20 protein-coding genes, 1 pseudogene and 1 riboswitch are annotated in these 25,506 nt (G+C 42.8%); of the genes and pseudogenes, 12 read left to right on the top strand and 9 right to left on the bottom strand.

The features are described from left to right. Positions 1–12: 12 nt before the first annotated feature. The gene (locus ACTNBF_RS06895; RefSeq protein WP_441088930.1) at positions 13–1,383 is read right to left on the bottom strand and encodes an NAD(P)/FAD-dependent oxidoreductase; all 1,371 of its coding nucleotides are present in this window, start codon (positions 1,381–1,383) and stop codon (positions 13–15) included. 341 nt (positions 1,384–1,724) lie between these two features. On the opposite strand from ACTNBF_RS06895, the gene ACTNBF_RS06900 reads away from it, so the two are divergent. From ACTNBF_RS06900 to ACTNBF_RS06910, 3 genes are all read left to right on the top strand, one after another. Then, positions 1,725–2,249 (top strand): nitroreductase family protein, encoded by a 525-nt coding sequence (locus ACTNBF_RS06900; RefSeq protein WP_427805987.1) that lies wholly within the window; start codon positions 1,725–1,727, stop codon positions 2,247–2,249. A 343-nt stretch (positions 2,250–2,592) separates the two neighbouring features. Continuing rightward, positions 2,593–3,636 carry a 3-isopropylmalate dehydrogenase gene (locus ACTNBF_RS06905; RefSeq protein WP_441088931.1) on the top strand — a complete coding sequence of 348 codons (1,044 nt, stop codon included), beginning with the start codon at positions 2,593–2,595 and terminating at the stop codon, positions 3,634–3,636. Positions 3,637–3,650: 14 nt separating this feature from the next. Next, positions 3,651–3,812: a hypothetical protein gene (locus tag ACTNBF_RS06910; RefSeq protein WP_441088932.1), complete on the top strand. Its 162-nt coding sequence runs from the start codon at positions 3,651–3,653 to the stop codon at positions 3,810–3,812. A 101-nt stretch (positions 3,813–3,913) separates the two neighbouring features. Here ACTNBF_RS06910 and ACTNBF_RS06915 read toward each other — a convergent pair whose 3' ends face one another. After that, on the bottom strand, positions 3,914–4,318 hold the full coding sequence (locus ACTNBF_RS06915) for an HI0074 family nucleotidyltransferase substrate-binding subunit (RefSeq protein WP_427820566.1): 405 nt from the start codon (positions 4,316–4,318) through the stop codon (positions 3,914–3,916). Beyond that, positions 4,305–4,616 (bottom strand): nucleotidyltransferase family protein, encoded by a 312-nt coding sequence (locus ACTNBF_RS06920; protein WP_427805984.1) that lies wholly within the window; start codon positions 4,614–4,616, stop codon positions 4,305–4,307. The genes ACTNBF_RS06915 and ACTNBF_RS06920 overlap by 14 nt, the downstream gene beginning before the upstream one ends. A 527-nt stretch (positions 4,617–5,143) precedes the next feature. Here ACTNBF_RS06920 and ACTNBF_RS06925 point away from each other — a divergent pair. The 6 genes and pseudogenes from ACTNBF_RS06925 to ACTNBF_RS06950 all read left to right on the top strand — a co-directional run bounded on the left by ACTNBF_RS06925 (position 5,144) and on the right by ACTNBF_RS06950 (position 13,736). After that, the gene (locus ACTNBF_RS06925; protein WP_427820567.1) at positions 5,144–5,677 is read left to right on the top strand and encodes a helix-turn-helix domain-containing protein; all 534 of its coding nucleotides are present in this window, start codon (positions 5,144–5,146) and stop codon (positions 5,675–5,677) included. A 15-nt stretch (positions 5,678–5,692) separates the two neighbouring features. Then, a pseudogene (locus ACTNBF_RS06930) lies at positions 5,693–6,766 on the top strand (ABC transporter ATP-binding protein); the annotation flags it as partial. Positions 6,767–7,270: 504 nt separating this feature from the next. Then, positions 7,271–8,107, top strand: a complete 837-nt coding sequence (locus ACTNBF_RS06935) for an ABC transporter permease (RefSeq protein WP_427805982.1) — start codon at positions 7,271–7,273, stop codon at positions 8,105–8,107. A 6-nt stretch (positions 8,108–8,113) separates the two neighbouring features. After that, the gene (locus ACTNBF_RS06940) at positions 8,114–10,006 is read left to right on the top strand and encodes an extracellular solute-binding protein (protein ID WP_441088933.1); all 1,893 of its coding nucleotides are present in this window, start codon (positions 8,114–8,116) and stop codon (positions 10,004–10,006) included. Between the two features lie 153 nt (positions 10,007–10,159). Further along, positions 10,160–11,776 carry an AAA family ATPase gene (locus ACTNBF_RS06945; protein WP_441024994.1) on the top strand — a complete coding sequence of 539 codons (1,617 nt, stop codon included), beginning with the start codon at positions 10,160–10,162 and terminating at the stop codon, positions 11,774–11,776. A 78-nt stretch (positions 11,777–11,854) separates the two neighbouring features. Then, positions 11,855–11,937, top strand: a riboswitch (ZMP/ZTP riboswitch). A 113-nt stretch (positions 11,938–12,050) separates the two neighbouring features. Continuing rightward, entirely contained in the window at positions 12,051–13,736 is a 1,686-nt protein-coding gene (locus ACTNBF_RS06950; protein WP_427805978.1) for a formate--tetrahydrofolate ligase, read from the top strand. 79 nt (positions 13,737–13,815) lie between these two features. On the opposite strand, the gene ACTNBF_RS06955 is transcribed toward ACTNBF_RS06950, so the two are convergent. The 5 genes from ACTNBF_RS06955 to ACTNBF_RS06975 form a co-directional block, all read right to left on the bottom strand. Beyond that, complete coding sequence (locus ACTNBF_RS06955; protein WP_427820571.1) at positions 13,816–14,745, bottom strand: alpha/beta fold hydrolase; 930 nt, start codon at positions 14,743–14,745, stop codon at positions 13,816–13,818. Positions 14,746–14,769: 24 nt separating this feature from the next. Continuing rightward, positions 14,770–15,612, bottom strand: coding sequence for a D-amino acid aminotransferase (locus ACTNBF_RS06960; protein WP_427820572.1), 843 nt, complete (start codon positions 15,610–15,612; stop codon positions 14,770–14,772). A 1-nt stretch (position 15,613) separates the two neighbouring features. Then, on the bottom strand, positions 15,614–16,771 hold the full coding sequence (iadA, locus tag ACTNBF_RS06965) for a beta-aspartyl-peptidase (protein WP_427820573.1): 1,158 nt from the start codon (positions 16,769–16,771) through the stop codon (positions 15,614–15,616). 18 nt (positions 16,772–16,789) lie between these two features. Next, positions 16,790–18,244 (bottom strand): Na+/H+ antiporter NhaC, encoded by a 1,455-nt coding sequence (gene nhaC / locus ACTNBF_RS06970; protein WP_427820574.1) that lies wholly within the window; start codon positions 18,242–18,244, stop codon positions 16,790–16,792. 136 nt (positions 18,245–18,380) lie between these two features. Then, a complete protein-coding gene (locus ACTNBF_RS06975; RefSeq protein ID WP_427820575.1) occupies positions 18,381–19,262 on the bottom strand; it encodes a LysR family transcriptional regulator in 882 nt (293 codons plus the stop codon). Positions 19,263–19,460: 198 nt separating this feature from the next. On the opposite strand from ACTNBF_RS06975, the gene ACTNBF_RS06980 reads away from it, so the two are divergent. Continuing rightward, entirely contained in the window at positions 19,461–20,744 is a 1,284-nt protein-coding gene (locus ACTNBF_RS06980) for a serine dehydratase subunit alpha family protein (protein WP_427820576.1), read from the top strand. Between the two features lie 245 nt (positions 20,745–20,989). Here ACTNBF_RS06980 and ACTNBF_RS06985 read toward each other — a convergent pair whose 3' ends face one another. Continuing rightward, positions 20,990–21,445, bottom strand: coding sequence for a hypothetical protein (locus tag ACTNBF_RS06985; RefSeq protein ID WP_427820577.1), 456 nt, complete (start codon positions 21,443–21,445; stop codon positions 20,990–20,992). Between the two features lie 189 nt (positions 21,446–21,634). Here ACTNBF_RS06985 and ACTNBF_RS06990 point away from each other — a divergent pair, with 189 nt between their 5' ends. Both ACTNBF_RS06990 and ACTNBF_RS06995 read left to right on the top strand, forming a co-directional pair. After that, positions 21,635–22,813: a M20 family metallopeptidase gene (locus tag ACTNBF_RS06990; RefSeq protein ID WP_441088934.1), complete on the top strand. Its 1,179-nt coding sequence runs from the start codon at positions 21,635–21,637 to the stop codon at positions 22,811–22,813. A 286-nt stretch (positions 22,814–23,099) separates the two neighbouring features. After that, entirely contained in the window at positions 23,100–25,349 is a 2,250-nt protein-coding gene (locus ACTNBF_RS06995; RefSeq protein ID WP_441029298.1) for an ATP-binding cassette domain-containing protein, read from the top strand. Positions 25,350–25,506 lie beyond the last annotated feature (157 nt).

Here is a 25,506-nt window from a genome sequence, read left to right on the forward strand (position 1 = left end):
AAGTTTTTAGCTCTAAGCTGTCTCCGCAATATGCCTTGCCACATACACCCCGCTTGCGGATGCGTGGGACAGGGAATGGGTCACACCGCTTCCGTCACCGATCACATACAGTCCTTTGTATGGCGTTTCCAGGTTTTCGTCAATATCCACTTCCATGTTATAAAACTTAACTTCTACGCCGTAGAGAAGGGTATCATCATTCGCGGTACCCGGTGCAATCTTATCCAGAGCATAGATCATCTCGATGATTCCGTCAAGGATTCGTTTCGGCAGTACCAGACTCAAATCTCCCGGAGTTGCGGCGAGTGTCGGGCGCACCAGTCCTTCTTCGATTCGTTTCTCATTGCTTCGTCTTCCTCGGATCAGATCCCCGAAACGCTGTACGATCACGCCGCCGCCCAACATATTTGACAGACGGGCAATACTTTCTCCGTATCCGTTGCTGTCTTTAAATGGCTCAGAGAAATGCTTGGAAACAAGCAGGGCGAAGTTTGTGTTCTCTGTCTGCTTTGCGGGATCTTCATAACTGTGTCCGTTTACGGTCACGATTCCTTTTGTATTTTCATTTACGACGATTCCGTTCGGATTCATGCAGAAGGTACGGACATTGTCCTCGAATTTCTCAGTGCGGTATACGATCTTGCTTTCGTAGAGTTCGTCGGTCAGGTGAGAGAAGATTTCAGCCGGAATTTCCACACGCACACCGATATCAACGCGGTTGGAGCTGGTCGGTATTTTCATTTCGCGACAGACTTTTTCCATCCATTTGCTACCGCTTCTACCTACGGATACAATACATTTTTCGCAGTCGTCAAACTGTTCGCCGCAGTATACGCGATAACCTCCGTCTGCCATCTCAAGGCGGTCAACCTGATAATTGAAGCGGAATTCAACCTTATCTTTCAGTTCAGCGTAAAGGTTTTCCAGAACCACATAATTGATGTCGGTTCCCAGATGACGGACAGAAGCATTCAGAAGATTCAGTTTGTTCTGCATGCAGAGCTTTTTGAATCGGGTTCCGGCTGTGGAGTACATACGCGTTCCCTCTCCGCCGTGTGTTACGTTGATTTCATCTACATATTCCATCAACTCGATTGCCTTTTTGCGCCCGATATGTTCGTAGAGTGTACCGCCAAAATCATTGGTAATATTGTATTTTCCATCAGAAAATGCACCTGCACCGCCAAAACCGCTCATGATTGCACACGTTTTGCAGTTTATGCAGGATTTTACTTTTTCGCCGTCGATTGGGCAGCGCCGTTTTTCGAGCGGGTTGCCCAGCTCAAATACGGCAATCTTTAAATCAGCATTCTGCTTTACTAATTCATATGCAGAAAAAATTCCCCCCGGTCCTGCGCCGATAATAATAATGTCATATTTCATAATGATCTCCTTTCGTCATGTGGTCTGTACAACATTTACAGAAGACACTTTTTTATAGGATATGCAGTTTCCCTAATAACATAAGGAACTCGCAGTCTTATTTTGGGGATAAGAATACGAGTTCCGATGTAGTCACTTCTTAACATTTCCTATTTGTCGTATATGTTTTTCTGCTCTTATCATAGCACAATTTATAGAGCGATTCCAGAGAGAAGTTTACACTATCGAAACGATATTGTAAATTGACAATTTGGAAATAAGAAAATAAAATTAAAGGAGAGAATTGCTGCAAACTATCTTAAAATAGCAAGATTAGAAGATAAGAAGAGAGGTAGAAGACGATGGAATTACTGGAACTTATGAGAACAAGACGCAGTGTCAGAAGCTACAAAGACGATGCAGTGTCAGAGGAAGATATCACAAAAATCTTACAGGCAGGTATGCTTTCCGCATCCGGTAAAGCGATCCGTCCATGGGATTTTATCGTAGTTGAAGATAAAGTAGTTCTTCAGAAAATGGCCGGATGCCGTGCAGGCTCTGTTAAAATGCTGAAAGAAGCAGCTTGCGCGATCGTTGTTGTCGGGAACGGTGATGCTTCTGATGTATGGATTGAGGACTGTTCAGCAGTCATGAGCAACATGCACTTGATGGCACATGCCCTCGGACTTGGAAGCTGTTGGGTACAGGGAAGACTCCGTAAAGCAGATGACGGAAGAGATACAGAAGAGTATGTAAGAGATATTCTCGGCTATCCGGAGAATTATAAACTCCTTGCAATCCTGACGGTAGGAGTACCGAACGAAGAAAAAGCAGCATATGAGCTGGATAAACTTCCGGTGGAGAAGATCCACAGAGAAAAATTCTAGAGAGAATATTTGGTAGATGACTTTTCAGAAGATGAGAAGAGTTTCATGAAAGTGAAGGTCTTCTCATCTTTTTTGCCATGCATACGCTAAAATGTGGTGGTAGACTGTTTTAAACGTCGAATTTTATCGAAATATCACTTTATTTATCGATTGGCAAAAGGCTATTGACATCGGTCGTTCTATTTTTTATATTGAATGTAATCAAAAAATCAGGAAAGCATTATTTTAGAGAGTGACATTGCGGAGAAACCAGTATAAAACACAAGAAAGTTTGCAATGAAAGTAACTAATTGTTTTTATTGCGCACGAAAAAAATAGTGTAATATACTGAAAGGAGAAATGGATGCAGGAAGTAAAACTGCAATGGCATTCAGCGTTTGCCTCTGCGCTAAGAATTGAACTTGAGGAAAATGTGGATAATCTGCTAATAGAAGAGGAACACCTCCTGGGAAAGAAACCGATGCAGATAGATGTTCTGATTGTCAAAAAGGATGTCGGAATTCGTATTCGTAAGAATATTGGACGAATATTCAGGAAGCACAATATAATTGAATATAAATCGCCGGAAGACTATCTCAGTATTAACGATTTCTATAATGTATTTGGGTATGCCTGTCGTTATCAGGCAGATACGGATAAAGTAATGGAAATAGATCCGGAAGAAATTACAATTACATTTGTTGCCCATTCCTATCCAGGGAAGATGTTAGAACATCTGAAGAAAGTATGGCATATGCACATAGTAAAAAAGGAGGGCGGAATATATTATCTGACAGGAGCAGCGTTCCCGATTCAATTAGTGGTGACAAAGGAATTGTCCGATACAAATAATTTCTGGTTGAAAAGTATAAGGAACGATTATAAAGAAAAAGAAGAATTCATGGAGCTGCTTGACCGGTATGAGATGAAGAAGGAATCGGTTTATTATCAGGCTGTGATGGATATTATTCTTCGGGCAAACAGAAAAGTGATCGAGGAGGAACGGAAAGTTATGTGTGATGCGTTAAGAGAATTGTATGAAGAATGGTTTGCGGATGAATTGGAAATGAAGAGAAAAGCAGCAGTGGCTGAGGGACTTAAACAGGGACTTAAACAGGGAATTGAGCAGGGAATTGAGCAGGGAATTGAGCAGGGAATTGAGCAGGGAATCGAGCAGGGAATCGAGCAGGGAATCGAGCAGGGAATCGAGCAGGGAATCGAGCAAGGTGCAGAACTAAGCTTACTTGAATTGATAGCTAAAAAGCTTAAAAAACATAAATCTCCGGAACAGATCGCAGAGGATTTGGAGGAAGATGTATCGGTCATTGAAAGAATTTGTAATGTAATGAAGGACTTCGCGCCGGAATATGATACGATTTCAATTTACAAACATATGCAGAAGATGTGAAATATAACAAGGGAATGCCGCTATACGCGGTGTTCCCTTTGTTATATCGTGAGGATGTACTCTCTGAGGCATGGAAACGAGTAAAAGCTAACAAAGGTTCCAGTGGTGTGGATGGTATCGAAATCGAGGATATTGAAACGATGGGAATCGAGAAATATCTAACAGAACCTCACTAACCAAAGAAATTCCATAAAGTAAAAATGAAGAAAGTATCAGCCAAAACTTCCACGGTCCTGCATGGGACAAGTGGAATCTTGGGCGTCCCTTCCCCATCTGTCTAAATCGCTTCTAAAACATTCTCATATTTTTCCATAATATGTTCTTTCAAGGATATAAATGCAGGTATATAACTTTCTATAATAATCTGGACCAGGTTTCTGGCGGCTTCGCCATTATAAATATGTGTCATATCGTTACGTGACTTCAGCATAGAAAGCCATATGTCTTCATCAAGAAAATCATATATGGAATAAGCCGCCTTGATAATTTCCCTGGGTGAACCAGTGAGTGCAATGCTTTTCCCTTCATATCTCAACAGTTCTTTCAGAACTTTCCAACCCAGTTCAAATTGGATAAAGAATTTATCAATGATACCACTGATGATAAATTCATTTGTCAGGTCTTCATTCTGAGCTTTGGAAAGAATATTAAGGTTGGAAATAAAATTATCAAATTTTTTCATAAATAATCCTCCCTTCCTTTTCAATAGAATTTAGTAGTTTTTTGTCGACAGATTTATCTAGATCGACTACATCAAAATCCAACAGTGTCGAAGTCTCCTCCCTTGCTGCAAGTGTAAAACCTATAACATTTCCGCCGTGCACTGCAAGGTCAATGTCACTTGCGCGGTAAAAATCTCCACGTGCTCTGGAACCAAATAAGATGACTTGTTTTATTTGGTATTTTTGTGCAAAATTTATGATTTCTTCTAAAACAACCGGCTTAATACCTGTCTTGCCTATTTCTTTTAGATATTCCATAAAGGCTCCTCTTAATCATCATTTTTGTTATTTTACATTTTATCATTATTGCCCGGTAAAGTCATCTTATTCCGTGAAGATAAATTTCATCGAAACAAAAAAATATTTTTTTCTCACAGAGCAAGCAGAATCAGTGCCATAAAGCAACCAAAAAAGAGAGCAAACGCTCTCTTTTTCGCTGCCGAACACACACTACTATCTAAGGAAATCACAAAGCGTAAAAATGAAGAATTACCAGCCCAAGGTTCCACCTGTCCCATGCAGGACCGTGGAAAACGCCGGCACTTGCTTGCAGAAGCCGCATTTAGCGGCGCCCCTGCAAGCGTAGTACCGCTGCGTTTTCCCCCGAGCGAAAGCGAGTCCTGCATGGGACAGGTGGAATCTTGGGCGTCCCTCCCCCATTTTCACACAAATTTCCCCTCCTTTTTTCACAAAACCACTTGCAATACCCCACCATATATGTATAATGTAATTTGTTCGGTAATTTTTAAAAAAAAGTATAGTATTATAAAACGGGAGGTGTAATTTTGGATATCGGAAAGAAGCTGAAGGAGTTGCGGCTTGCGAATGACCTGACATTAGGTGATCTTGCATCGCGAAGCGAGCTGACGAAGGGATTTCTGTCCCAGGTGGAACGGAATCTTACCACGCCAAGTATCGCAACTCTTGAGGACATTCTGGAGGCGCTTGGAACCAATTTATCCGAGTTTTTTCACGAGGAAGAGGAAAAGCAGATCGTCTTTGGAACTCAGGATTTCTTTGAGGACATCCAGGATGATTACACGATAGAATGGGTTATCCCCAATGCGCTGAGAAATAAGATGGAGCCGATTTTGCTGACGCTTCATCCACATAAAAAAAGTAATGAATTACTGGCACATCAGGGCGAAGAGTTCGGTTATGTATTGAAAGGCAACGTGACGCTGGTTTGCGGTAATAAGAAATATAAGCTGAAAGCGCAGGAGACTTTCTACATGGACGGAACAAAGAGCCACTATTTGTACAATCATGGGAGTAGTGACGCGAAGGTGCTGTGGATCACAACACCACCGATGTTCTAGGAAGGAGAAGGTGATATGGAACAGAAGAAGCTGATTGAGTTTCGCAATATTGTGAAAAACTTTGATGGGCAGATTGTGTTAAAAGGAGTTAACCTTGACATTTATGAAAATGAATTTGTGACGTTATTGGGCCCCAGCGGTTGTGGGAAGACGACACTTTTAAGAATCCTCGGAGGCTTTCTGGAAGCTGATGAGGGGAAGGTGATCTTTGATGGTGAGGAGATCAGCCAGAAACCGCCGTATGAACGCGAACTGAATACGGTTTTCCAGAAATACGCGCTGTTTCCACATCTCAGCGTGTATGAGAATATTGCATTTGGCTTGAAAATCAAGAAAATGAGTAAGGACGTTATTGAGCAGAAAGTCATGAAGATGCTCAAATTGATCGGTCTGGAAGGGTATGAGAACAAGAATACGACCCTTCTATCCGGAGGTCAGCAGCAGAGGGTTGCGATTGCAAGAGCGCTGGTAAATGAACCGAAGGTATTGCTTCTTGATGAGCCTCTGGCGGCTTTGGACTTAAAGCTTCGTAAGGAAATGCAGTACGAATTGAAGCGCATCCAGCAGGAAGTAGGGATTACCTTCATCTTTGTAACACATGATCAGGAAGAAGCGCTTACGATGTCGGACAAGATCGTGGTCATGAAAAACGGAGAGATCCAGCAAGTAGGCACGCCGGAAGAGATTTATAATGAACCGGCAAACCGTTATGTGGCAAATTTCATCGGAGAAAGCAATATTCTTCCGGGAGTTATGCTGGAGGATTACAAAGTTCGGTTTGATGATATCACCTTTGATTGTGTGGACTTTGGGTTCCGTGAAAACGAAAAAGTCGATGTTGTCATCCGTCCGGAAGACATTGATATCGTAGATGTAAAAGACGGTAAGATGACAGGTGAAGTCTTAAGTGTTCTCTTCAAAGGCGTACACTATGAAATCATTGTGGAAACGGTTCCGGGTACCAGTGTTACGGTCGATATGCGCGTGATCCATAACCATGATGTGACCAGTGAAGACGGAAAAGAAAAGATCAGTGCCAACAATTTCTATGTGGACGTGGAAGACGTACAGAATCTGGATGACAAGGAAATCGTCGCTCTTTCCAATGCACAGGCATGGAATCCGGAGACCGATGATTATATTTCCATTTCCAAAATTGAATACGATCTGAAAGAGGAAGAAGGACAGTATCCGGTTGTATTCTCTACCTCGAACGGAACCAGTATTGAGCGTACGATTTTCGTAGTCAATCAGCCGTTTGTTAAAAATGAAAAGGCAAATGAAGCGATCATGGCATTCAATTTCCAGAAAACGGTAGATGAGATCTTAGAGTCTCAGGCCCTGGATACGGATATTAAGACATGGGCTAATGCACAGGGCTGGAAACTGAGTGATGAAGATCAGAGCATTGACATCAGCGTGGATTATGATTTTGAACCGGAAAATGTAAAAGAAGGTATCTACAAGATTACATTCTCCACGCCGGGACGTGAATTCAAGATTCACACGACCGATTATTCGGAAGTAGGTCAGGAGGTCGGACTGACATTCTTCCCGGAAGATATTCATGTGATGTCAAGGATGGTATATTAAATGAAACGCTTTTCACAGCTTGCAATCCCTTATATTGTGTGGGCCGCAATGATGCTGGTGCTTCCTATGGCTCTGATCGCACTTTATTCGATCACGGAACCGGGAAATTCCATCATTTCATTTTCCATCACACTGGATCACTACGTCAAATTTTTCACCGACCAGGATTTTTTGATTATACTTTGGCGTTCCATTTGGATTGCAGTTAAAACAACCATACTTTGTCTTCTTATCGGCTATCCGATTGCATATTTTATCGCGCGGAGCAGCGAAAAGGTCCAGAATATTCTGGTGCTTTGCGTAACGATTCCAATGTGGATCAACATGTTGGTAAGAACCTATGCATGGATCGGTCTTCTCAGTGAAGGTGGTCTGGTTCAGAGAATTGCGAGTTTTCTTGGATTTGGGGGAAAAGAATTGCTGTACACGGAAGGTGCCGTCCTTCTGGGCATGGTATATAACTTCCTTCCCTTCATGATTCTGCAGATCAATACGGCATTATGCAAAATGGACCATTCGCTTCTGGAGGCCAGTGCGGATCTGGGAGCGAACCCGGTACAGACCTTCCGGAGAGTGACGCTTCCGCTTTCACTTCCGGGAGTCATCAACGGAATCACACTGGTGTTTCTTCCGGCGGTCAGCTCTTTCTTTATTCCGAAGCTGCTCGGAGGCGGACAGTACTTCCTGATCGGTAATCTGATCGAGAATCAGTTTATCACCGTCGGAGAATGGAACTTCGGAAGTGCGATTTCCATGATAATGGCAGTGATCATGATGCTTCTGATGATGGTTGTGCGTAAGGTGGAAATCCGGAATCAGGGCGGAAAGGAGGAATAAGTCATCATGAAAAAGAACAACCGTATTTTCGGGAAAATACTTATGGCAGTGATGATCATTTTCTTCTATCTGCCGATCGTATATATGATTATTTTTTCCTTCAATGACGGAAAATCCCTTACTCATTTCACTGGATTTTCTTTGCGATGGTATGAGCATATGCTGGAATCCAGGGATATGATGGAGTCGCTTTATACGACATTTAGCATTGCAATAATAGCTACGGTAATATCAACGGTTGCCGGTACAATCGCAGCGATTGGGCTCAGCAAATCAAAGAAGATCGTGCGGGATGTGATGGAGCAGGTAGACAATCTCCCGCTTATGAATCCGGAGATTGTTACGGCGATTGGCTTTATGCTTTTATTTATCACGTTCAAAGTGGAAAAAGGTTATGTGACCATGCTGCTTGCACACATTGCATTTTGTATTCCCTATGTGATTCTGTCCGTTATGCCTAAGATCCGGTCACTGGATCCGAATCTGGCAGATGCGGCCATGGATCTGGGAGCAACTCCGTGGCAGGCACTGACAAAAGTCATTGTGCCGCAGATCACACCGGGAATCGTTTCCGGAGCGCTGATTGCATTTACGATGTCTGTAGATGATTTTATCATTTCCTATTTCGTGACCGGAAGTGGTGTGAAGAACTTAAGTATTATGGTGTATACCATGAGTAAACGTGTTAATCCGAGTATCAATGCGATTTCAACATTGGTGGTTGTGATTATTACAATCGCGCTTCTCGTCATTAATGTGGTGCCGATGATTACAGCCCGCAAAGCGAAAAAGGCGGATATCGGACGAAAGAAGATGATGATTCCGGCGATCGGTGCAGTCTGTGTGATTTTGATTGCTGTGGGAATCTTCCGATTCGGCAGACAGGCAGATGCACGTCCGTTTGAAGGTCAGACTCTTTATGTGTACAATTGGGGTGAGTATACGGGCGAAAATATTCTGTCCGATTTCGAGGAAAAAACCGGTGCCAAAGTGGTTATGGAGAATTTTGATTCGAATGAACAGATGTACATCAAGGTGGCAAACGGAGAGGCTTACGATATCCTTGTTCCGAGTGATTACATGATTCAGAGACTGATTGAAGAGGATTATCTCCAGGAGCTGGATTACTCGAAATTGGATTGTCTGGATAATCTCGTTGACGATGTGAAGAATCTGCCATACGATCCGGGCAATAAGTACTCTATTCCATATTTCTGGGGAACAGTCGGCATCGTTTATGACACGACAAAAGTAGACCTGGAAGATCTGGAAAGAGAAGGCTTTAATATTTTCCTTGATGAGAAATATAAAGGAGATATTTATCTTTATGATTCAGAAAGAGATGAATTCATGATCGCTTTAAAGGCTCTCGGATATTCCATGAATACGGAAGATCCGGATGAACTTCAGAAAGCTTACGAATGGCTGGTACAGTGTGTACAGACCATGGAGCCTGAAATCGTTATGGATGAGATCATTGACAACATGGCGCAGGGCAGAAAGGCACTGGGACTTATTTATTCCGGGGATGCGACCTATGTCATGTCTGAAAATGAAGATATGGGATATTACCTGCCGGAGAGTGGTACAAACCTGTGGTCTGATGCGATGGTTATCCCGAAAAATGCCAAGAACCCGGAGCTGGCACATGCATTTATCAATCATGTATGTGAGTATGAAGGTGCATATGATAACTCCAGTTATGTCGGATATACTTCGGCAAATAAGGAAGTGCTGGAAGATCTGTCCGGTGAAGGCGGAGATTTTGAAGGAATTGATGCATACATTCCAAGAAGCGGTTATGAACTGGACGAAGTATTCGTTTACAATGAGAATACGAGAAAAGAAATCAGTAATCTGTGGAGTAAGGTGAAGATTGCGGCTAGTAATGCAAATTAAGATAAGGTGTTTTGAAGAAGAGGCGGAGATGTCGCTGATAGCAGCGGCAGCTCCGCTTTTCAAGACGGGGGATACAATACAAAAGCGATTTACAAGTGATATTGGAAATGCTAAAATGTAATAAATGAATCAGATAGAAAGTGAAGTGTATAGATGGGTATATATGTGAATAGTAAAAATGCTTACGCACTATACAAAAAAGAAACGGCTAAACCATACTTTGTGGATAAAACTGTGTTGTTAAAGGAATTGTTCCCTTTAGTGGAAGAAGGAAGTCATTATTTATGCATAACGAGACCGAGGCGTTTTGGAAAAACGGTCATGGCTAATATGGTTGCTTCCTTTTTTTCAAAAGGACACAGAGCAAATGATGTTTTTCAGAATTTGCAGATTTATCAGGACAAAGATTATGAAAAATATCTTAATAAATATACGGTTATTCATATTATGTTTAATGATTTGCCACGAAATTGTAATTCATACAAACAGTATATTGATCGTATTGAAGAAACATTAATCAAGGACTTGAAAAAAGAATATCCGGATATGCCAATAGACGATCAGAATGCAGTGTGGGATACTCTTCTTGAAATATACGCCGAAAAACAAGATATAAATATTGTATTTGTTTTTGATGAGTGGGATTTTATTTTTCATCAGAAATTTGTTACGGAAGATGATAAGTTATCCTATTTACAATTCTTGAGAAATCTTTTGAAGGACAGACCGTACATTGCACTTGTATATATGACAGGAATTTTACCAATTGCCAAATATTCCAGTGGTTCTGAACTGAATATGTTTGCAGAATTTACTATGACGACGGAACAAAGATTTTCTGAATATTTTGGTTTTACAGACGAAGAAGTAGATGTGCTTTATTTGCGTTATATAGAAAATTGCGCATCAACCAAGATGGTTACAAGGGATGATTTACGGGAGTGGTATGATGGTTATCATACACGTAAAGGAGAACGATTGTATAATCCTCGTTCAATCGTGTTATCACTTTCTAATAATAATACAGGCAATTACTGGACAAGTTCAGGACCATATGATGAAATTTTTTATTATATTGAAAACAATATTGCTGATGTAAGAGAAGATTTGGCACTTATGGTATCAGGTATACCGGTACCCGCAAAAATTCAGGAATATGCAGCGACATCTATGAATTTGCAGACAAGAGATGAAATATTTTCTGCGATGGTGGTATATGGATTTTTGACATATGAAAATGGAAAAGTTATGATTCCCAACAAAGAGCTAATGGATAAATTTGCTGATATGTTAAAAAAGGAAGCTTCATTGGGTTATGTGTATCGATTGGCGAAAGAATCGGATCGAATGCTTAGAGCTACATTAGCCGGAGATACGGAAACGATGGCAGAAATTCTGGAGCTTGCACATGATACGGAAATACCGTTATTAAGCTATAATGACGAAACAGAATTAACAGCTGTTGTGAATCTTGTATATTTATCAGCAAGAGACAATTATCGTGTGGAACGAGAAGATAAGTCCGGTGTAGGATATGTGGATTTTATTTTTTATCCGGTAAATCGGGATGCGGATGGGATTATTTTGGAATTAAAGGTAGATCACAGTCCCGATGAAGCAATCAGGCAGATTAAAGATAAAAAATATATTCTACGTTTTACAGGGAAATTGGGTGAAGAACGTAAATGTGCAGGAAGAATTCTTGCGGTTGGAATTAGTTATAATAAAAAGCAGAAGAAACATGCCTGCAAAGTAGAAGTATTAAATTAGTAGGGTAGGATTCATAAGAGAATGCAGAATTAGGCTTGCATTTCCTGTGTGAGTATGATACGATGACGGTAGTTAAAGAAGAGTCCGGTCTACTGACGGAGAAAGCGTGGAGTACCACGGGGGAGCCGGATTCTGGAACGCCGACCGTCTGGGCAGCATATGTATTTTACATGTGTTGCCTTTTTTGTTCCTCTTTAACAGGACGATTTATCTAATATAACAGTAAATTTTATTTTTGGCAGCATTTACCTGCAAAAGAAGAAGGGAGAAAAACATGGGATTCAAATCAGATATTGAAATCGCACAGGAATGTCAGATGTCACCGATTACTGAAATTGCAGCAAAGGCAGGCATTGATGACAAGTATTTAGAGCAGTACGGAAAATACAAAGCAAAAATTGATTACAATCTGTTAAAAGAAAGCGATAAAAAGGATGGAAAACTGATTCTTGTTACCGCAATCAACCCGACTCCGGCCGGAGAAGGAAAAACTACGACTACGATCGGACTTGCTGATGGTATGCAGAAGCTCGGTAAAAATGTTATGGTTGCACTTCGTGAGCCATCCCTTGGACCTGTATTTGGTGTAAAAGGTGGGGCTGCCGGCGGCGGATATGCACAAGTAGTTCCGATGGAAGATATCAACCTTCATTTTACAGGAGACTTCCATGCGATCGGCGCAGCGAATAACCTTCTTGCAGCAATGATCGATAATCATATTTACCAGGGAAATGAATTGAATATTGATCCGAGAAAGATTACCTGGAAACGCTGCGTGGACATGAACGACCGTCAGCTTCGCTATGTGGTAGACGGACTTGGCGGAAAACCGAACGGAACTCCTCGTGAAGACGGATACGACATTACCGTTGCATCTGAGATCATGGCAGTTCTTTGTCTCGCAAAGGATATTACAGATTTAAAAGAACGTCTATCTCGTATCATCATCGGATACACATACGGAAAGATCGCAGACCAGAAGCCGGTAACAGCAGGCGATCTTCATGCAGAGGGAGCTATGGCTGCACTGCTTAAGGATGCTTTGAAACCGAACTTGGTACAGACACTTGAGAAAGTTCCGGCCATTGTACACGGCGGACCATTTGCAAATATTGCTCACGGATGTAACTCTGTAACTGCTACAAGAATGGCAATGAAGCTGGCTGATTATGCAATCACAGAAGCCGGATTTGGTGCGGATCTCGGAGCAGAGAAATTCCTTGATATCAAATGCCGTATGGCAGGAATCAAGCCAAATGCAGTTGTCATTGTAGCAACTGTTCGTGCTTTGAAATACAACGGCGGTGTAGCAAAAGCAGATCTCAATAACGAAAATCTGGAGGCGCTGGAAAAAGGGCTTCCGAACCTGCTGAAGCATGTAAGTAATATTAAAAATGTTTATAAGCTCCCGTGTGTTGTTGCGATCAATGCATTCCCGACCGATACAAAGGCTGAACTGGATCTGGTTGAAGCAAAATGTAAAGAGCTTGGCGTAAATGTTGCACTTTCTGAAGTATGGGCGAAAGGCGGCGAAGGCGGTGTGAAGCTTGCAGAAGAAGTGATTCGTCTCGCAGAAGAACCGAATGATTTCTCTTATTCTTATGAACTTGAGGGAAGTATTGAAGATAAATTAAATCAGATTGTTCAGAAGATTTATGGTGGCAAGCGTGTCGTACTGACGGCCCAGGCACAGAAACAGGCGAAAGAGCTGGAAGCTCTCGGCTTTGGAAACTGCCCGATCTGTGTGGCTAAGACACAGTACAGTCTGACAGATGATCCGACGAAACTTGGCGCTCCGACGGATTTTGAAGTTACGGTTCGTAACCTGAAGATTTCTGCAGGTGCAGGATTTATTGTTGCTCTTACCGGTGAGATCATGACAATGCCGGGGCTTCCGAAAGTTCCGGCAGCAGTAAGAATTGATGTGGATGAGACCGGAAAGATTACAGGATTGTTCTAAAAACAGAAGAAATCAATAATCTATCTGAGTATGAAAACACGGAGGCACAACAAGGTGTCTCCGTGGCTTTTTGCAAATATTATTTTGTTAGAATTTCATTCATAAATGAAATAATTCCCGCTTCAACCGCATCCTTAATATCAGCATAATTATGTATTTCATGACGGTATCCGGAATATAATTTTGTTTTTACCTGATGTCCTGTTTTTACCAGCCAGTTGGAAACTTCACAAATACCCTGACCATATTCGCCGACAGGATCCTGATCGCCGGCGATATTATAGATCGGCAGTGATACCGGTACTTTTTCGGCCCATTCAGTTCCTTTTATGACATCCATCATCTGTGTGAAATACAGCAGTGACTGATTGTTTGTGGGTTTGGTAAAGGCATCAAACGGATCTTCCGCATGATCATGCTGTACATACGGATCAGCACAGATCCATTCATTTCCGATGCTGACTTCGCCGCATCTTTCGCACATCCATCCCAGAAGTGAACCAACAAATTCGGGGTTACAGCCTTTTCCATTTCCTTCGGCTACAATTTTTTCAAGCCCGGTCTGGGCTTCGGAAGCACCGCGGAAAATACCGGTGGTTCCGCAAATGGTTACACCTGCAAGATCGTCTCCGTATTTGGCGATGTAGTCTCTTGCGATGAAAGAGCCCATACTGTGTCCGAACAGGAAATAAGGCAGGTTCGGGTATTTCTCACAAACCAGTTCTTTCAGTGTGTGTTCATCCTCCATCATCGTGTGGACACCCTTGTCACCCCAGTCGCCCCAGGTATCATTTTCCAAAGCCGTTTTTCCGTGTCCTACATGATCGTCGGCAGCTACTATATAGCCGGCATCCAGAAACTTGACGATCATATGCAGATATCTTCTTGAATGCTCGCCAAAACCATGAATTACCTGGACAATTCCCTTTGGTTTGGCAGCCGGAACATAGATCCAGCCATAGACCTCATCGCGTTCATTGAAGGATTTGAATTTTACCTCGTGTAGCATAATAAACACCTCTTTCTTTTGAAATTATGTTGTTTCACTTATATATTTATCCAGATAACATTTCTGTATGAGTGCGACCAGTTCGGGAGCTTTTCCGCCGACAGGAGTTCCGTTCAGACTTTCTGCACTTACACAAAGCTTTGTTGAACTGGATACAAGTACTTCATCAGCTTCAAATAGCTGCTGCATAGTAAAAGAAGTTTCATCAACGGGGATGTTATTTGCCTTACAAATCTCAATGATATGTTTTCGGGTAATTCCCGGTAAAATATAATGGTCCGTGGGGTGTGTAATAAGTACTCCGTCTTTTATTATACTGATGTTGCTGTGCGCACATTCAGTAACGATATCTCCCCGGTGGAACACACATTCATCGCAACCTGCTTCTTCAGCTTTTTGAGCTGCAATACAATTGACCATCAGATTTAACGTTTTAATATTACAATGAAGAAAACGAGTATCTTCCGTTTCAGTCAAATGTAGTTTGTGTTCTTGATCTTTGAGCTTCATCGGCTTAATGGTAACCCATAAGTTCGCTTTCACATCAGCCTTTGGAAAGATGTGGTTGCGAGGAGCTGTTCCGCGTGTAACCTGCCAGTAAAGCATTTGCTCCGGAGAGTCCACTTTCCGGACTAATTCATTTAGAATTTCTGCCATTTCTGCTTTGGTATAAGGAATAGAGATACGAACCAGTCTGGCACTGTTGTAAAGTCTTTCCAAATGTTCGCTTAAAGCAAAGATTTTATGGTTATTTACCATGGTTGCTTCATAAACTCCATCACCAAAATAGCAGGCTCTGTCGTTGATGGGGATTCGCATCTCCTCGATCGCTGCGATTTCCCCGTTATAATAAGCTAAATCTTTCATTTTATTCAAATCTGCCTTTCATCAGAATTTCACCGTTCCACACGGCTGTTTTGCCTCTTGCAAAAACGCTTTCGATAGCGAGATGATCTCCGAGAACAAGAAGATCGGCGTCAGCCCCTTCCATGACACATCCTTTTTTCTCTTTCTGTCCCAGAACATTTGCCGGAGTAGTGGTAAGAAGTTTCAGTGCTTCCTCCAAAGGCAGCCCTCTGCGTACGAGACTCTGGATTGTCTGGTGCAGATATTTTGGAGAGGCATAGGTAAGTCCGATACATTCCCCGCGTTCATTAAATCTAGGCTGACTTCCAAAAGCATCGCTGGACATCGTTACGTGGTCGGCACTTACACCTTCACGTCCGAGGAGTTCCAGAATGAGTGCCGCATTCTGTTCCATTTCGTCTGGTGTACACCCTGCAGTACAATCCATATATCCACCTCGGCGCACCAGTTCGGCACCATCATCAATCAATTCCGGTGTGCGGAGCATATGGGTCGGAAGCAAGTTTTTAGGAGAAACGTCGGAGTGATCCAGTACGTAGAAAATAGGCTCCAGACGTCCTTTGCCACTTCCCATGTGCATAGTCACAATTCCGGCGGTGTTGCTCAAAAGTCCGGCTCTTCGGGCAGCGGTCGCAAGAGCAATAAGATCTTCTCCAGTCGGGTTGGAACTGCGGTGGTCTGATACAGCAACCTTAACACCAACCATAGGAGGAATCATCATAATATCCTTTTCGACACTTCCGGTCAGCGTTGTCGGCGGATAGCCATATGCACTTGTAAGAGTGTAGGCAGTGATACCTTCATCGTTCAGTGCTCTGGCCTTTGCAACCAGATTTTCAATACTTCGGGTAATACCATCGGTACCAAGAAGTCCGACTACGGTAGTAATACCATTTGTCGTAAATACACTAAGCTGTGATTCTGGAACACGTGAAGCCGGGCCCTGTTCTCCACCTCCGCCTGTAATATGAACATGAAGATCAATGTATCCCGGTGTCAGAATTTTTCCTTCCAGATCAAATGTCTCTACATCAGGAAGTCCTTCGTATCCCGTGATTTTTTCGGCAATTCGACAAATTTTCTCATCTACGATTAATAAATCTTTCTTACCAAGTGGAGCTGGTGCGTACACCTGAGCATTCTTAAATAATTTGATCATGTTTGTTTTACTCCTTTATTACTTCCCAGCCTTTGTGTTATCAAGTTTAGCAATACCGAATCCGGTGAATCCCCAAATCAGTGCAAAAATGAATCCTGTATAACAGAGAATTGCCCATGGCAGGTAGGATAATGTTTCAACTCCCAGTGTTCCCGCCATATATGCGCCTGCTGCAGACCATGGAACCAGTGGTACAAATACGGTTCCGGCATCTTCCAGTGTTCGGGAAAGATTCTTTGCTGCAAGACCACGTTCTTTGTATGCATCACGGAACATTTCACCAGGGATTAAAATGGACAAGTAGGAATTACCGGTTGTAAGTGCCATAACAATACAAGAACCTACGGTGGCTGCGATCAGTGCACCGGTACTCTTTGCGACGCTCAGGATTTTCTGAAGAACAACATCCAGACATCCTGCCCGGCTCATAATACCTGCGAAGCAGAATGCGCAGAATACCAGAAGTGTCGTACTCATAATACCATTCATACCGCCACGGTTAAGCAGCTTTGTGATTTCGGCAGAAGCGGTTGCAGAGTCGAATCCGGATTTGGTTATCATCGTTACATTGAATCCATTTACAGTCGAAGCAAAAATATTCTTCAGAGGCTGTCCCTGGAAGATAAATGCTTCAATTCCGGCAACAACAGTAGAAAGGAGCATGACCGGAAGGGTTGGCTTTTTCAAAAGAGAACCGGCAAGGATAAGTACTACCGGCAGAAGAAGCAGGAGATTCCAGTTATACATCTGATCCAACTGTGCCAACATCGTTGTTACTGCCTCTGAATTCGCTCCGGCAGAAACATTTGCATTCATTCCGGCAATAGCATATACGACCAGAGATACGATCGTAGCAGGAATGGTGGTGTAAAACATATGTCCGATATGTTCATATAATTCGCTTCCGGCTGCGATAGGAGCCAGATTCGTTGTGTCAGAAAGCGGTGACATCTTATCTCCGAAATAGGAACCGGCAATAACTGCACCTGCTGTTGCCGGAAGTGAAACACCAAGTGTACTTGCGATACCCATCAGAGCGACACCCATTGTTGCAACAGATCCCCAGGATGTACCTGTAACGATAGAAACTACTGCTGTGATTAAGAATGCAGTTACCAACAAGAATTTTGGACTTACAATCTGAACACCATAATAAATCATAAGCGGAATAGTTCCGGCAGCCATCCAGGTACCGACTAACGCGCCTACGCAGACCAAAATTAATATGGCAGGCATACCTTTGGCAATTTTGTTACAAATTTCATCCAGCATTTCATCCCAGGTAACACCTACACGGAATGCGATGAATGCAGCGACGCAGGCAACCATGATAAGAAGTGGTTCAGTATTGAATCCATAGATTCCTTTGCCGATGGTCAGGATGATCAACATCGCAATAATAGGAATGATAGATTCTGTAAACGTGGGTTTTCTTTTGAAATGACTTTTTCTCTCTTTTGTTTCTTTACTCATATTTTCTCCTCCTTTAGTTGCGAAAACAGTAAATTTTCTTTACCTGTTTTTGCGAATTGTATTGATATTCATTTTATCATAGATGGGGAATAATGGCAATGAAAGCACTTCTTGTAATGAATGATTTGTGCACAATTCATAAAAAATCCTGCGCCAGTTCTAAAAAGGCCTTCATTTCACGGGTTACCCATTTGTCTTTATGATAGACGATCTGGCGGCAGACTTGCAGATGAAAATCACGGACATCCAGCCTGCTCAGACGACCTTCATCCAGATCTTTTTTTACGATAAATCCGGGCAGAAATGATACTCCCAGATTGTGGCGAAGCTGATTGATGATAAATTCTGTATTTCCTGTTTCGAGAAATGGGTGAAGTTCATACCCTTTTTCAGCAAGTGATTCTTCAAGCAGAAGACGATAACTGGCATCCTTTTCTGTGGAAATAAATGGTTGACAGATCACCTCGTCCAGATTCAGTTCTCTGCGCTTCGAAAGCGGATTCTCAGAAGAAGATACGAAAAAAACCTCTTCCGGTTTTTCCAGTACTTTTACCCATTTTGTGTTATACACAGGTTTATCCAGAAAATAGACGATATCCAATGTATTCTTATCCATCATATGAAGAAGGATTTCGGGAGAATCTGTGACAATTTTTATATTTACTTTGGGATAACGACGATGATATTCACGCAAAAGGACGGGGAAAACAGACGCGCAGACCGATTCTATGGTCCCCAGGCAGAGCTTTCCTGTCAGCTCATCCGGATTCGATAGAGCATCTTTAGCCTGAGAGATTTCCCTTGTGATATTAGAGGCGTAATTATAAAAAATACGTCCCTGATGTGTAAGAAGCGTCTGTTTTCCGATTCGATCAAAAAGATGAACTCCGAGTTCATTTTCCAGATTTTTAATCTGAATTGTGACGGCAGCCTGAGTATAGCCAAGCTGCTCGGCGGCGCGGGAAAAGCTTTTAAACTTTGCTACTTGCAAAAACGTTGATATTTCGCGGAATTCCATACCGGTTCCTCCTGATTATAATATAAAAAGTATTTAACGATATTATAAAAACATTAAATTTTACATTTGTGATAATTCCATGATACACTGAGATTACGAGAACAGCAAGCTCTTTCTGGGGAGAAAGAGTGGACAAAAATGCGAGAGGAAAAATAGGGATAGCGATACCTAGAGGCAAGAAGAAAAGGAGAAAAAGAAATGTACAAAAACGATGAGAAATACGGAGCCTATGTGAATATTCTGAGAGAAGAACTTGTTCCGGCGATGGGATGTACGGAACCTATTGCACTGGCTTATGCAGCAGCGACTGCTCGCAAAGTTCTGGGAGAATTACCGGACAGAGTAGTAATCGGAGCAAGTGGCAGTATTATTAAAAATGTCAAATCTGTAATCGTACCGAATACGGATCACCTCAAAGGAATTCCGGCAGCTGCTGTGGCGGGAATTATTGCGGGAAAGCCGGAAAAAGAACTTGAGGTAATTGCAGAAGTAACAGCGGAAGAAATAGCCCGGATGAAAGAATATCTGGAAAATGTAGAAATCAAAATCGAGCATATCGACAACGGACTTACATTTGAAATTATTGTGACGCTGTATAAAGGGAAAGAATATGCAAAAGTAAGAATTGCAAACTATCATACGAATATTGTTCTTATTGAGAAAAATGGTGAGGTTTTAAAAGAAGTACCAGTGGATGACGAAAGCGAAGAGGGACTTACAGACAGAAGCTTGTTGAATATGAAAGATATTTTTGATTTTGCCGAAACAGTGGAAATTGAAGATGTGAAAGGGATCCTTGACCGCCAGATTGAATATAACATGGCAATTGCAAAAGAAGGAATCCGGGGAAATTACGGAGCAAATATTGGTTCTGTCCTGCTGGATATTGGGCAAGACAATCTTATGGTAAAAGCGAAGGCAATGGCAGCGGCAGGTTCCGATGCCCGTATGAATGGATGTGAACTTCCGGTTATTATCAATTCCGGAAGCGGCAATCAGGGAATCACGGCATCTGTACCGGTTATTGTATATGCAGAAGGAACACAGTCAGGAAAGGAGAAAATGTACCGTGCGCTGGTGCTCTCTAATCTGACGGCAATTCACCAGAAGACACCGATCGGGCGGCTTTCCGCATACTGTGGAGCAGTCAGTGCAGGAGCCGGAGCAGGTGCAGGTATCGCATATTTGTGCGGCGGTGGATACGAAGAAATTATTCATACAGTAGTAAACGCATTGGCAATTGTTTCCGGGATCGTCTGCGACGGAGCAAAAGCATCCTGTGCAGCAAAGATTGCGTCTGCAGTTGAGGCGGGAATTTTTGGGTATCAGATGTATGTACATGGACAGGAATTTGTAGGTGGAGACGGAATCGTTACAAATGGTGTTGAAGCGACCCTTCAGAACGTCGGAAGACTTGGAAAACAAGGCATGAAAGAAACAAATGAAGAAATCATCCGGATTATGATTGGGGAGAATTGTTAATCTGTAACTGTTCAGAGCCAAGCAGATTTGTCAAAAAAGGGTGTTGAATGCTTGCATTCGTGAGCACTTTTTTGTACAAATCTATTTGGCGGATACGCCACACTGAGGAAACACGAAGTGTTTTCGAGGTTGGCTCTGAACAGTTACGTTAATCTTATCTTAAGATGAAAAATGATAAAAAGCTGTATGTAAAACAGATGGTCTATCCGTGGTTTGCATACAGCCTTTTCTAATATAAAATAGTGCTATTTCTCATTCTTATCTTTCGGATTCTTCCAGAACCAGAACGCTGCAAGAATACCGGCTATGTATAAAATATTGACAAGGATGGTAGGCACATCCTTCAATAAATAAATGACCGCAACGATTGCAGCCAGAGAGACGGAAAGCTTAAAGGCTGTAAATAACCGCTTCTCTTTTCGTTCTTTTGCTTCCTGAAGCTGTTCAAACCGTTTTTGCTCTAACTTGAGATATTCCATAAGCTGAGAATTATCAATATGAGAAAGAATCCACTCATCTCGTGAAAAATCAGATTTCTTCGAGCGGAATGGAGAAAAAAGCCGTTTCGGCGGTTCTTCCTCTGAGACTGGTTCCATTTCTTTTTCCGCTCTGATCTCAGGATCTGGTGCTTCCGCTACCGGGTCTGGATTCATAATCGTTTCTTCCGTTTCCGTTTTGGAAGTTGGTGTATATTCGGACAAAGATATCCCTCCTGTTTGGCTGTGTGAAAATGAGCTATATGCCATATCATAACAGCTTTTAAGGGGAAATTCAAGGGTGACTGGGGCGGGTGACTCTTGTAGTTTTTACATATTCGTGCTATAGTTCTTTTTAGCAAAAGTTTTGCCGGGGGAGCAAAATCAAAACGCTGACACAAAGGAGGAATGTTTATGAATTATTATGAACGTGCACTGGAATTGAAGGAGGAGACTATAGCGGATCGCCGTTATATTCATACCAATGCAGAAGTGGGGCTGCATATGCCGAAGGCAAAAGCGTATGTTTTGGAGAAACTGAAGGAATATGGTCTTGATCCGAAAGAATGTGGAGAGGGTGTTACCGCTACGCTTGGAAAAGGCGGTAAAGTCATTATGCTTCGAGCCGATATGGATGCGCTTCCGATGCCGGAAGACAGCGGACTTCCATTTGCCTGCCCTACGGGAACAGAAGGGCATTGCTGTGGACACGATCTTCATGCGGCAATGCTTCTGACAGCAGCGAGAATGTTAAAAGAGAATGAGGACGCATTGGAAGGAACTGTCAAATTTATGTTCCAGCCTGGAGAAGAGAATTTTACAGGAGCAAAGAACATGGTTGAGAACGGAATTCTGGAAAATCCAAAACCGGATATTGCGATGGCTTACCATGTCGGTCCTGGAAAGATTCCGATGGGTACGTATATGTATAATGACAGTGGTAAGGCTATCATGTTCTCCATGGATGGATTTGAGATTCATATCAAAGGACGTGGTTCACACGGTGCATATCCGCATATGTCTATTGACCCGATCAACATCGGTGTGCATGTGCACCTTGCACTGCAGGAACTGATTGCACGAGAGAGCAATCCGAATGATGCTTGTGTCCTGACGATTGGACAGTTTCAGGCCGGTTCCGCTCCGAACATTATTCCGGAGAGTGCGGTACTGAGCGGTACGATCCGTACCAATAGTCCGGATGCCCGTAATCTGCTGCTGAAACGTATGAAAGAAGTGAGCGAACGTACGGCAGAAGTTTACGGCGGTACAGCAGAAGTAGTTATGACCGGCGGAGTCGGCCCGCTGATCAGCGATGCTGCTCTGACAAAGGAAATGGTAGGCTACATGAATGAGCTGCCAATCCCCGGACTTATGGGTTATCCGGGAATTACCGCCAGCGCTTCAGAGGATTTCGCTGTAGTTGCAGAGCAGATCCCGAGCGTATTTATGTATATATCCGCAGGATTTCTGGATGAAAGAGGAGCAGTTTCCGCTCACAATCCGAAGGTGTTGTTTAATGAAGACGTGCTTCCGATCGGATCAGCCTGCCTGGCTCACTGCGCAACTGAGTGGCTGAAGAATAATAAGTAGTCTTTAGCCTAAAAAGAAACGAAAATACAACAGAAAAAAGGAACGGCTTTCACACCACGCTGTTAAGCAGATGACATTGAGGAACAAGGCCGTTCCTCTTTTTGTGCGTAAATGTTTCTTCGCGCGAATGTGCATGTATTGATCGGACGCTAGACTGGTTTTGTCGGCAGAAGAAAAATGTTGGAAAGAACATTGACCATACAAAACATGAATGATATTGTGAATATAGTTTGAGATAATATATTGTCAAAGCTCAAAAAAGGAAAGGTTAAGCTGAAATTTGCAAATGAACAGAGAATTTATTCAAGTATTGAATGCCTATGAAAATAATTTGAAACATATTTCGATAGATATCCCGAAATATAAGATGACGGTGTTCACCGGTGTTTCAGGTTCAGGGAAATCTTCTTTGGTATTGGATACGATCGCAGCCCAGTCCAGGCGGGAGTTGAATGATACGTTCCCGGGATTTGTCCAGAATTATCTGCCCAAATACGGGCGGCCGCATGTAGAACGAATCGATAATCTTCCGGTCGCGATCGTGATCGATCAGAAAAAACCGGCACCCAATATGCGCTCTACAGTCGGAACGTATACAGACACTTATACACTTTTGAGACTTCTTTTTTCAAGAGTGGGAGAACCGTTTGTCGGCTATTCGGATACATTTTCATTCAATCATCCGCAGGGAAGCTGTCCGCGCTGCGATGGAATCGGTGAGATTACGGAATTGGATGTACACAAGCTGGTCGATTTTGATAAATGTCTGAATGATCCCGGAGTGATTAATTATGTCGCATTTGAGCCGGGACAGTGGCGATGGATTCGATATGCCAACAGTGGGCTGTTTGACCTGAATAAAAAGATAAAAGATTATTCGGAAGAAGAATTGGAACTGTTTCTGTATTCGCCGCAGATTCGTTTGAAAAACCCACCGGAAGGATGGCCGAAGACGGCAAAGTATGAAGGCCTGGTTCACAGAATGTACCGCAGTGTTCTGAATTCAGAGGAAGGAAAACTGCACAAACAGATCCTGGGTCCCATGACGCACCGCGGAGTATGTCCGGATTGCGGAGGTACCCGCCTGAATCCGAAGGTGCTTTCATGCCGGATAAACGGGAAAAATATTGCAGAAGTGACTGCGATGCCGCTTAAAGAACTGAGCGTATGGTTGAATGAAATAGAGTCACCGTTGGCGGAGGATATTAAGCGAACACTCTCTGCCAGAATCCAGGCGCTAATTGATATTGGACTTGATTATCTGACACTGGCGAGGGGACTCGGAACCCTGTCAGGTGGAGAAGCACAGCGATGCAAGATTGCCAAATACATGAATTCATCTCTTACGGATCTGCTGTATATTCTGGATGAACCGAGCGTAGGCCTCCACAGTCATGATATCGACCGGCTTCTGCGGGCGGTGGAAAAGTTACGGGATGCAGGCAATACCGTTCTGATGGTGGAGCACCATAAGGAAATGATCCGGGCAGCGGATCATATCGTTGACATTGGCCCCGGGGCAGGTGCGTCCGGAGGAAATATCCTGTTTCAGGGAAGCTATGCGGAACTCGTGAAAAGCAATACCCGGACAGGGGAAATGCTTCGCAGGAAAAGTGGTTTGAAAACATGTGTCAGAATACCAAAGACCTGGTATGAACTTCAAAATGTGACATACCATAATCTAAAGGATATTTCCGTAAAAATACCGTTGGGCGTGATGACTGTGATCGCAGGAGTTGCCGGATCAGGAAAGAGCTCACTGATGGAACATTTTGCAGAGACATGCCCTGAAAAACCGATTTATATCAGTCAGAAAAACATTGGAATCAGTCTGCGGTCCACTCCTGCAACATACCTTGGAGCGGCAGATGAAATCCGGAAGATTTTTGCCGGAAAATGTGGCGTCAGTGCCGGACTTTTCTCGTTTAATGGAAAAGGGAAATGTCCGGTATGCAAAGGAAAAGGAGTGGTCGTCTCGGATATGGCTTTTATGGATTCCATCGAAACAGTATGTGAAGCATGCGGTGGTCTCCGATATTCCAAAGAGGTGCTGGAATATGAGGTAGACGGATATAACATTGCCCAAGTCATGGATTTTACTGTAAGTAAAGCAGAAGAATGGTTTGCCGGAACAGAGGTGGCAAAAATGCTGCATCCGCTGACGAGGGTGGGACTCTCCTATCTTCATCTGAATCAGTCCCTGTCCACATTATCCGGTGGAGAACTTCAGCGGCTGAAGCTAGCATCGTATCTGAACAGCAGTGGAAAGATTTTTATTCTGGACGAGCCTACCGACGGACTGCACATGGAAGACATTTGTAACATTCTGGAATTGTTTGATGAAATGGTGGATGCCGGGAACTCCCTTTTCCTGATCGAACATAATCTGGAAGTCATAAAAGGATGTGATTATCTGATCGAGCTGGGGCCGGGCGGAGGAAATGAAGGAGGAAATCTGTTGTTTGCAGGTACGCCGGAAGAACTTGTAACAAGTGAAAAATCTGTAACGGCGCCGTATCTCAAAGAAGACTTATAGAATGCATAGATTTTTGTGCAAAAGACGCAGTTGTGTGTGAATTAAAATCATGTTACGATAAGTGGTGTAATAGATAATATGTGACTTAAAGGCTATGCCACGTCCACATAGCATATGGAAAAGCAGGGCAAGAGAAGAATAACAGTAGGAGGAACAG

Origin of the sequence: Bariatricus sp. HCP28S3_A4 (genome assembly GCF_052066395.1) — a bacterium.
GTDB lineage: Bacteria > Bacillota > Clostridia > Lachnospirales > Lachnospiraceae > Allocoprococcus.

Coding starts and splice junctions, on each gene's coding strand:
- ACTNBF_RS06895 (WP_441088930.1), bottom strand. CDS start 1,383: ATGAAATATGACATTATTATTATCGGCGCAGGACCGGGGGGAATTTTT.
- ACTNBF_RS06900 (WP_427805987.1), top strand. CDS start 1,725: ATGGAATTACTGGAACTTATGAGAACAAGACGCAGTGTCAGAAGCTAC.
- ACTNBF_RS06905 (WP_441088931.1), top strand. CDS start 2,593: ATGCAGGAAGTAAAACTGCAATGGCATTCAGCGTTTGCCTCTGCGCTA.
- ACTNBF_RS06910 (WP_441088932.1), top strand. CDS start 3,651: ATGCCGCTATACGCGGTGTTCCCTTTGTTATATCGTGAGGATGTACTC.
- ACTNBF_RS06915 (WP_427820566.1), bottom strand. CDS start 4,318: ATGAAAAAATTTGATAATTTTATTTCCAACCTTAATATTCTTTCCAAA.
- ACTNBF_RS06920 (WP_427805984.1), bottom strand. CDS start 4,616: ATGGAATATCTAAAAGAAATAGGCAAGACAGGTATTAAGCCGGTTGTT.
- ACTNBF_RS06935 (WP_427805982.1), top strand. CDS start 7,271: ATGAAACGCTTTTCACAGCTTGCAATCCCTTATATTGTGTGGGCCGCA.
- ACTNBF_RS06940 (WP_441088933.1), top strand. CDS start 8,114: ATGAAAAAGAACAACCGTATTTTCGGGAAAATACTTATGGCAGTGATG.
- ACTNBF_RS06945 (WP_441024994.1), top strand. CDS start 10,160: ATGGGTATATATGTGAATAGTAAAAATGCTTACGCACTATACAAAAAA.
- ACTNBF_RS06950 (WP_427805978.1), top strand. CDS start 12,051: ATGGGATTCAAATCAGATATTGAAATCGCACAGGAATGTCAGATGTCA.
- ACTNBF_RS06955 (WP_427820571.1), bottom strand. CDS start 14,745: ATGCTACACGAGGTAAAATTCAAATCCTTCAATGAACGCGATGAGGTC.
- ACTNBF_RS06960 (WP_427820572.1), bottom strand. CDS start 15,612: ATGAAAGATTTAGCTTATTATAACGGGGAAATCGCAGCGATCGAGGAG.
- iadA (WP_427820573.1), bottom strand. CDS start 16,771: ATGATCAAATTATTTAAGAATGCTCAGGTGTACGCACCAGCTCCACTT.
- nhaC (WP_427820574.1), bottom strand. CDS start 18,244: ATGAGTAAAGAAACAAAAGAGAGAAAAAGTCATTTCAAAAGAAAACCC.
- ACTNBF_RS06975 (WP_427820575.1), bottom strand. CDS start 19,262: ATGGAATTCCGCGAAATATCAACGTTTTTGCAAGTAGCAAAGTTTAAA.
- ACTNBF_RS06980 (WP_427820576.1), top strand. CDS start 19,461: ATGTACAAAAACGATGAGAAATACGGAGCCTATGTGAATATTCTGAGA.
- ACTNBF_RS06990 (WP_441088934.1), top strand. CDS start 21,635: ATGAATTATTATGAACGTGCACTGGAATTGAAGGAGGAGACTATAGCG.
- ACTNBF_RS06995 (WP_441029298.1), top strand. CDS start 23,100: ATGAACAGAGAATTTATTCAAGTATTGAATGCCTATGAAAATAATTTG.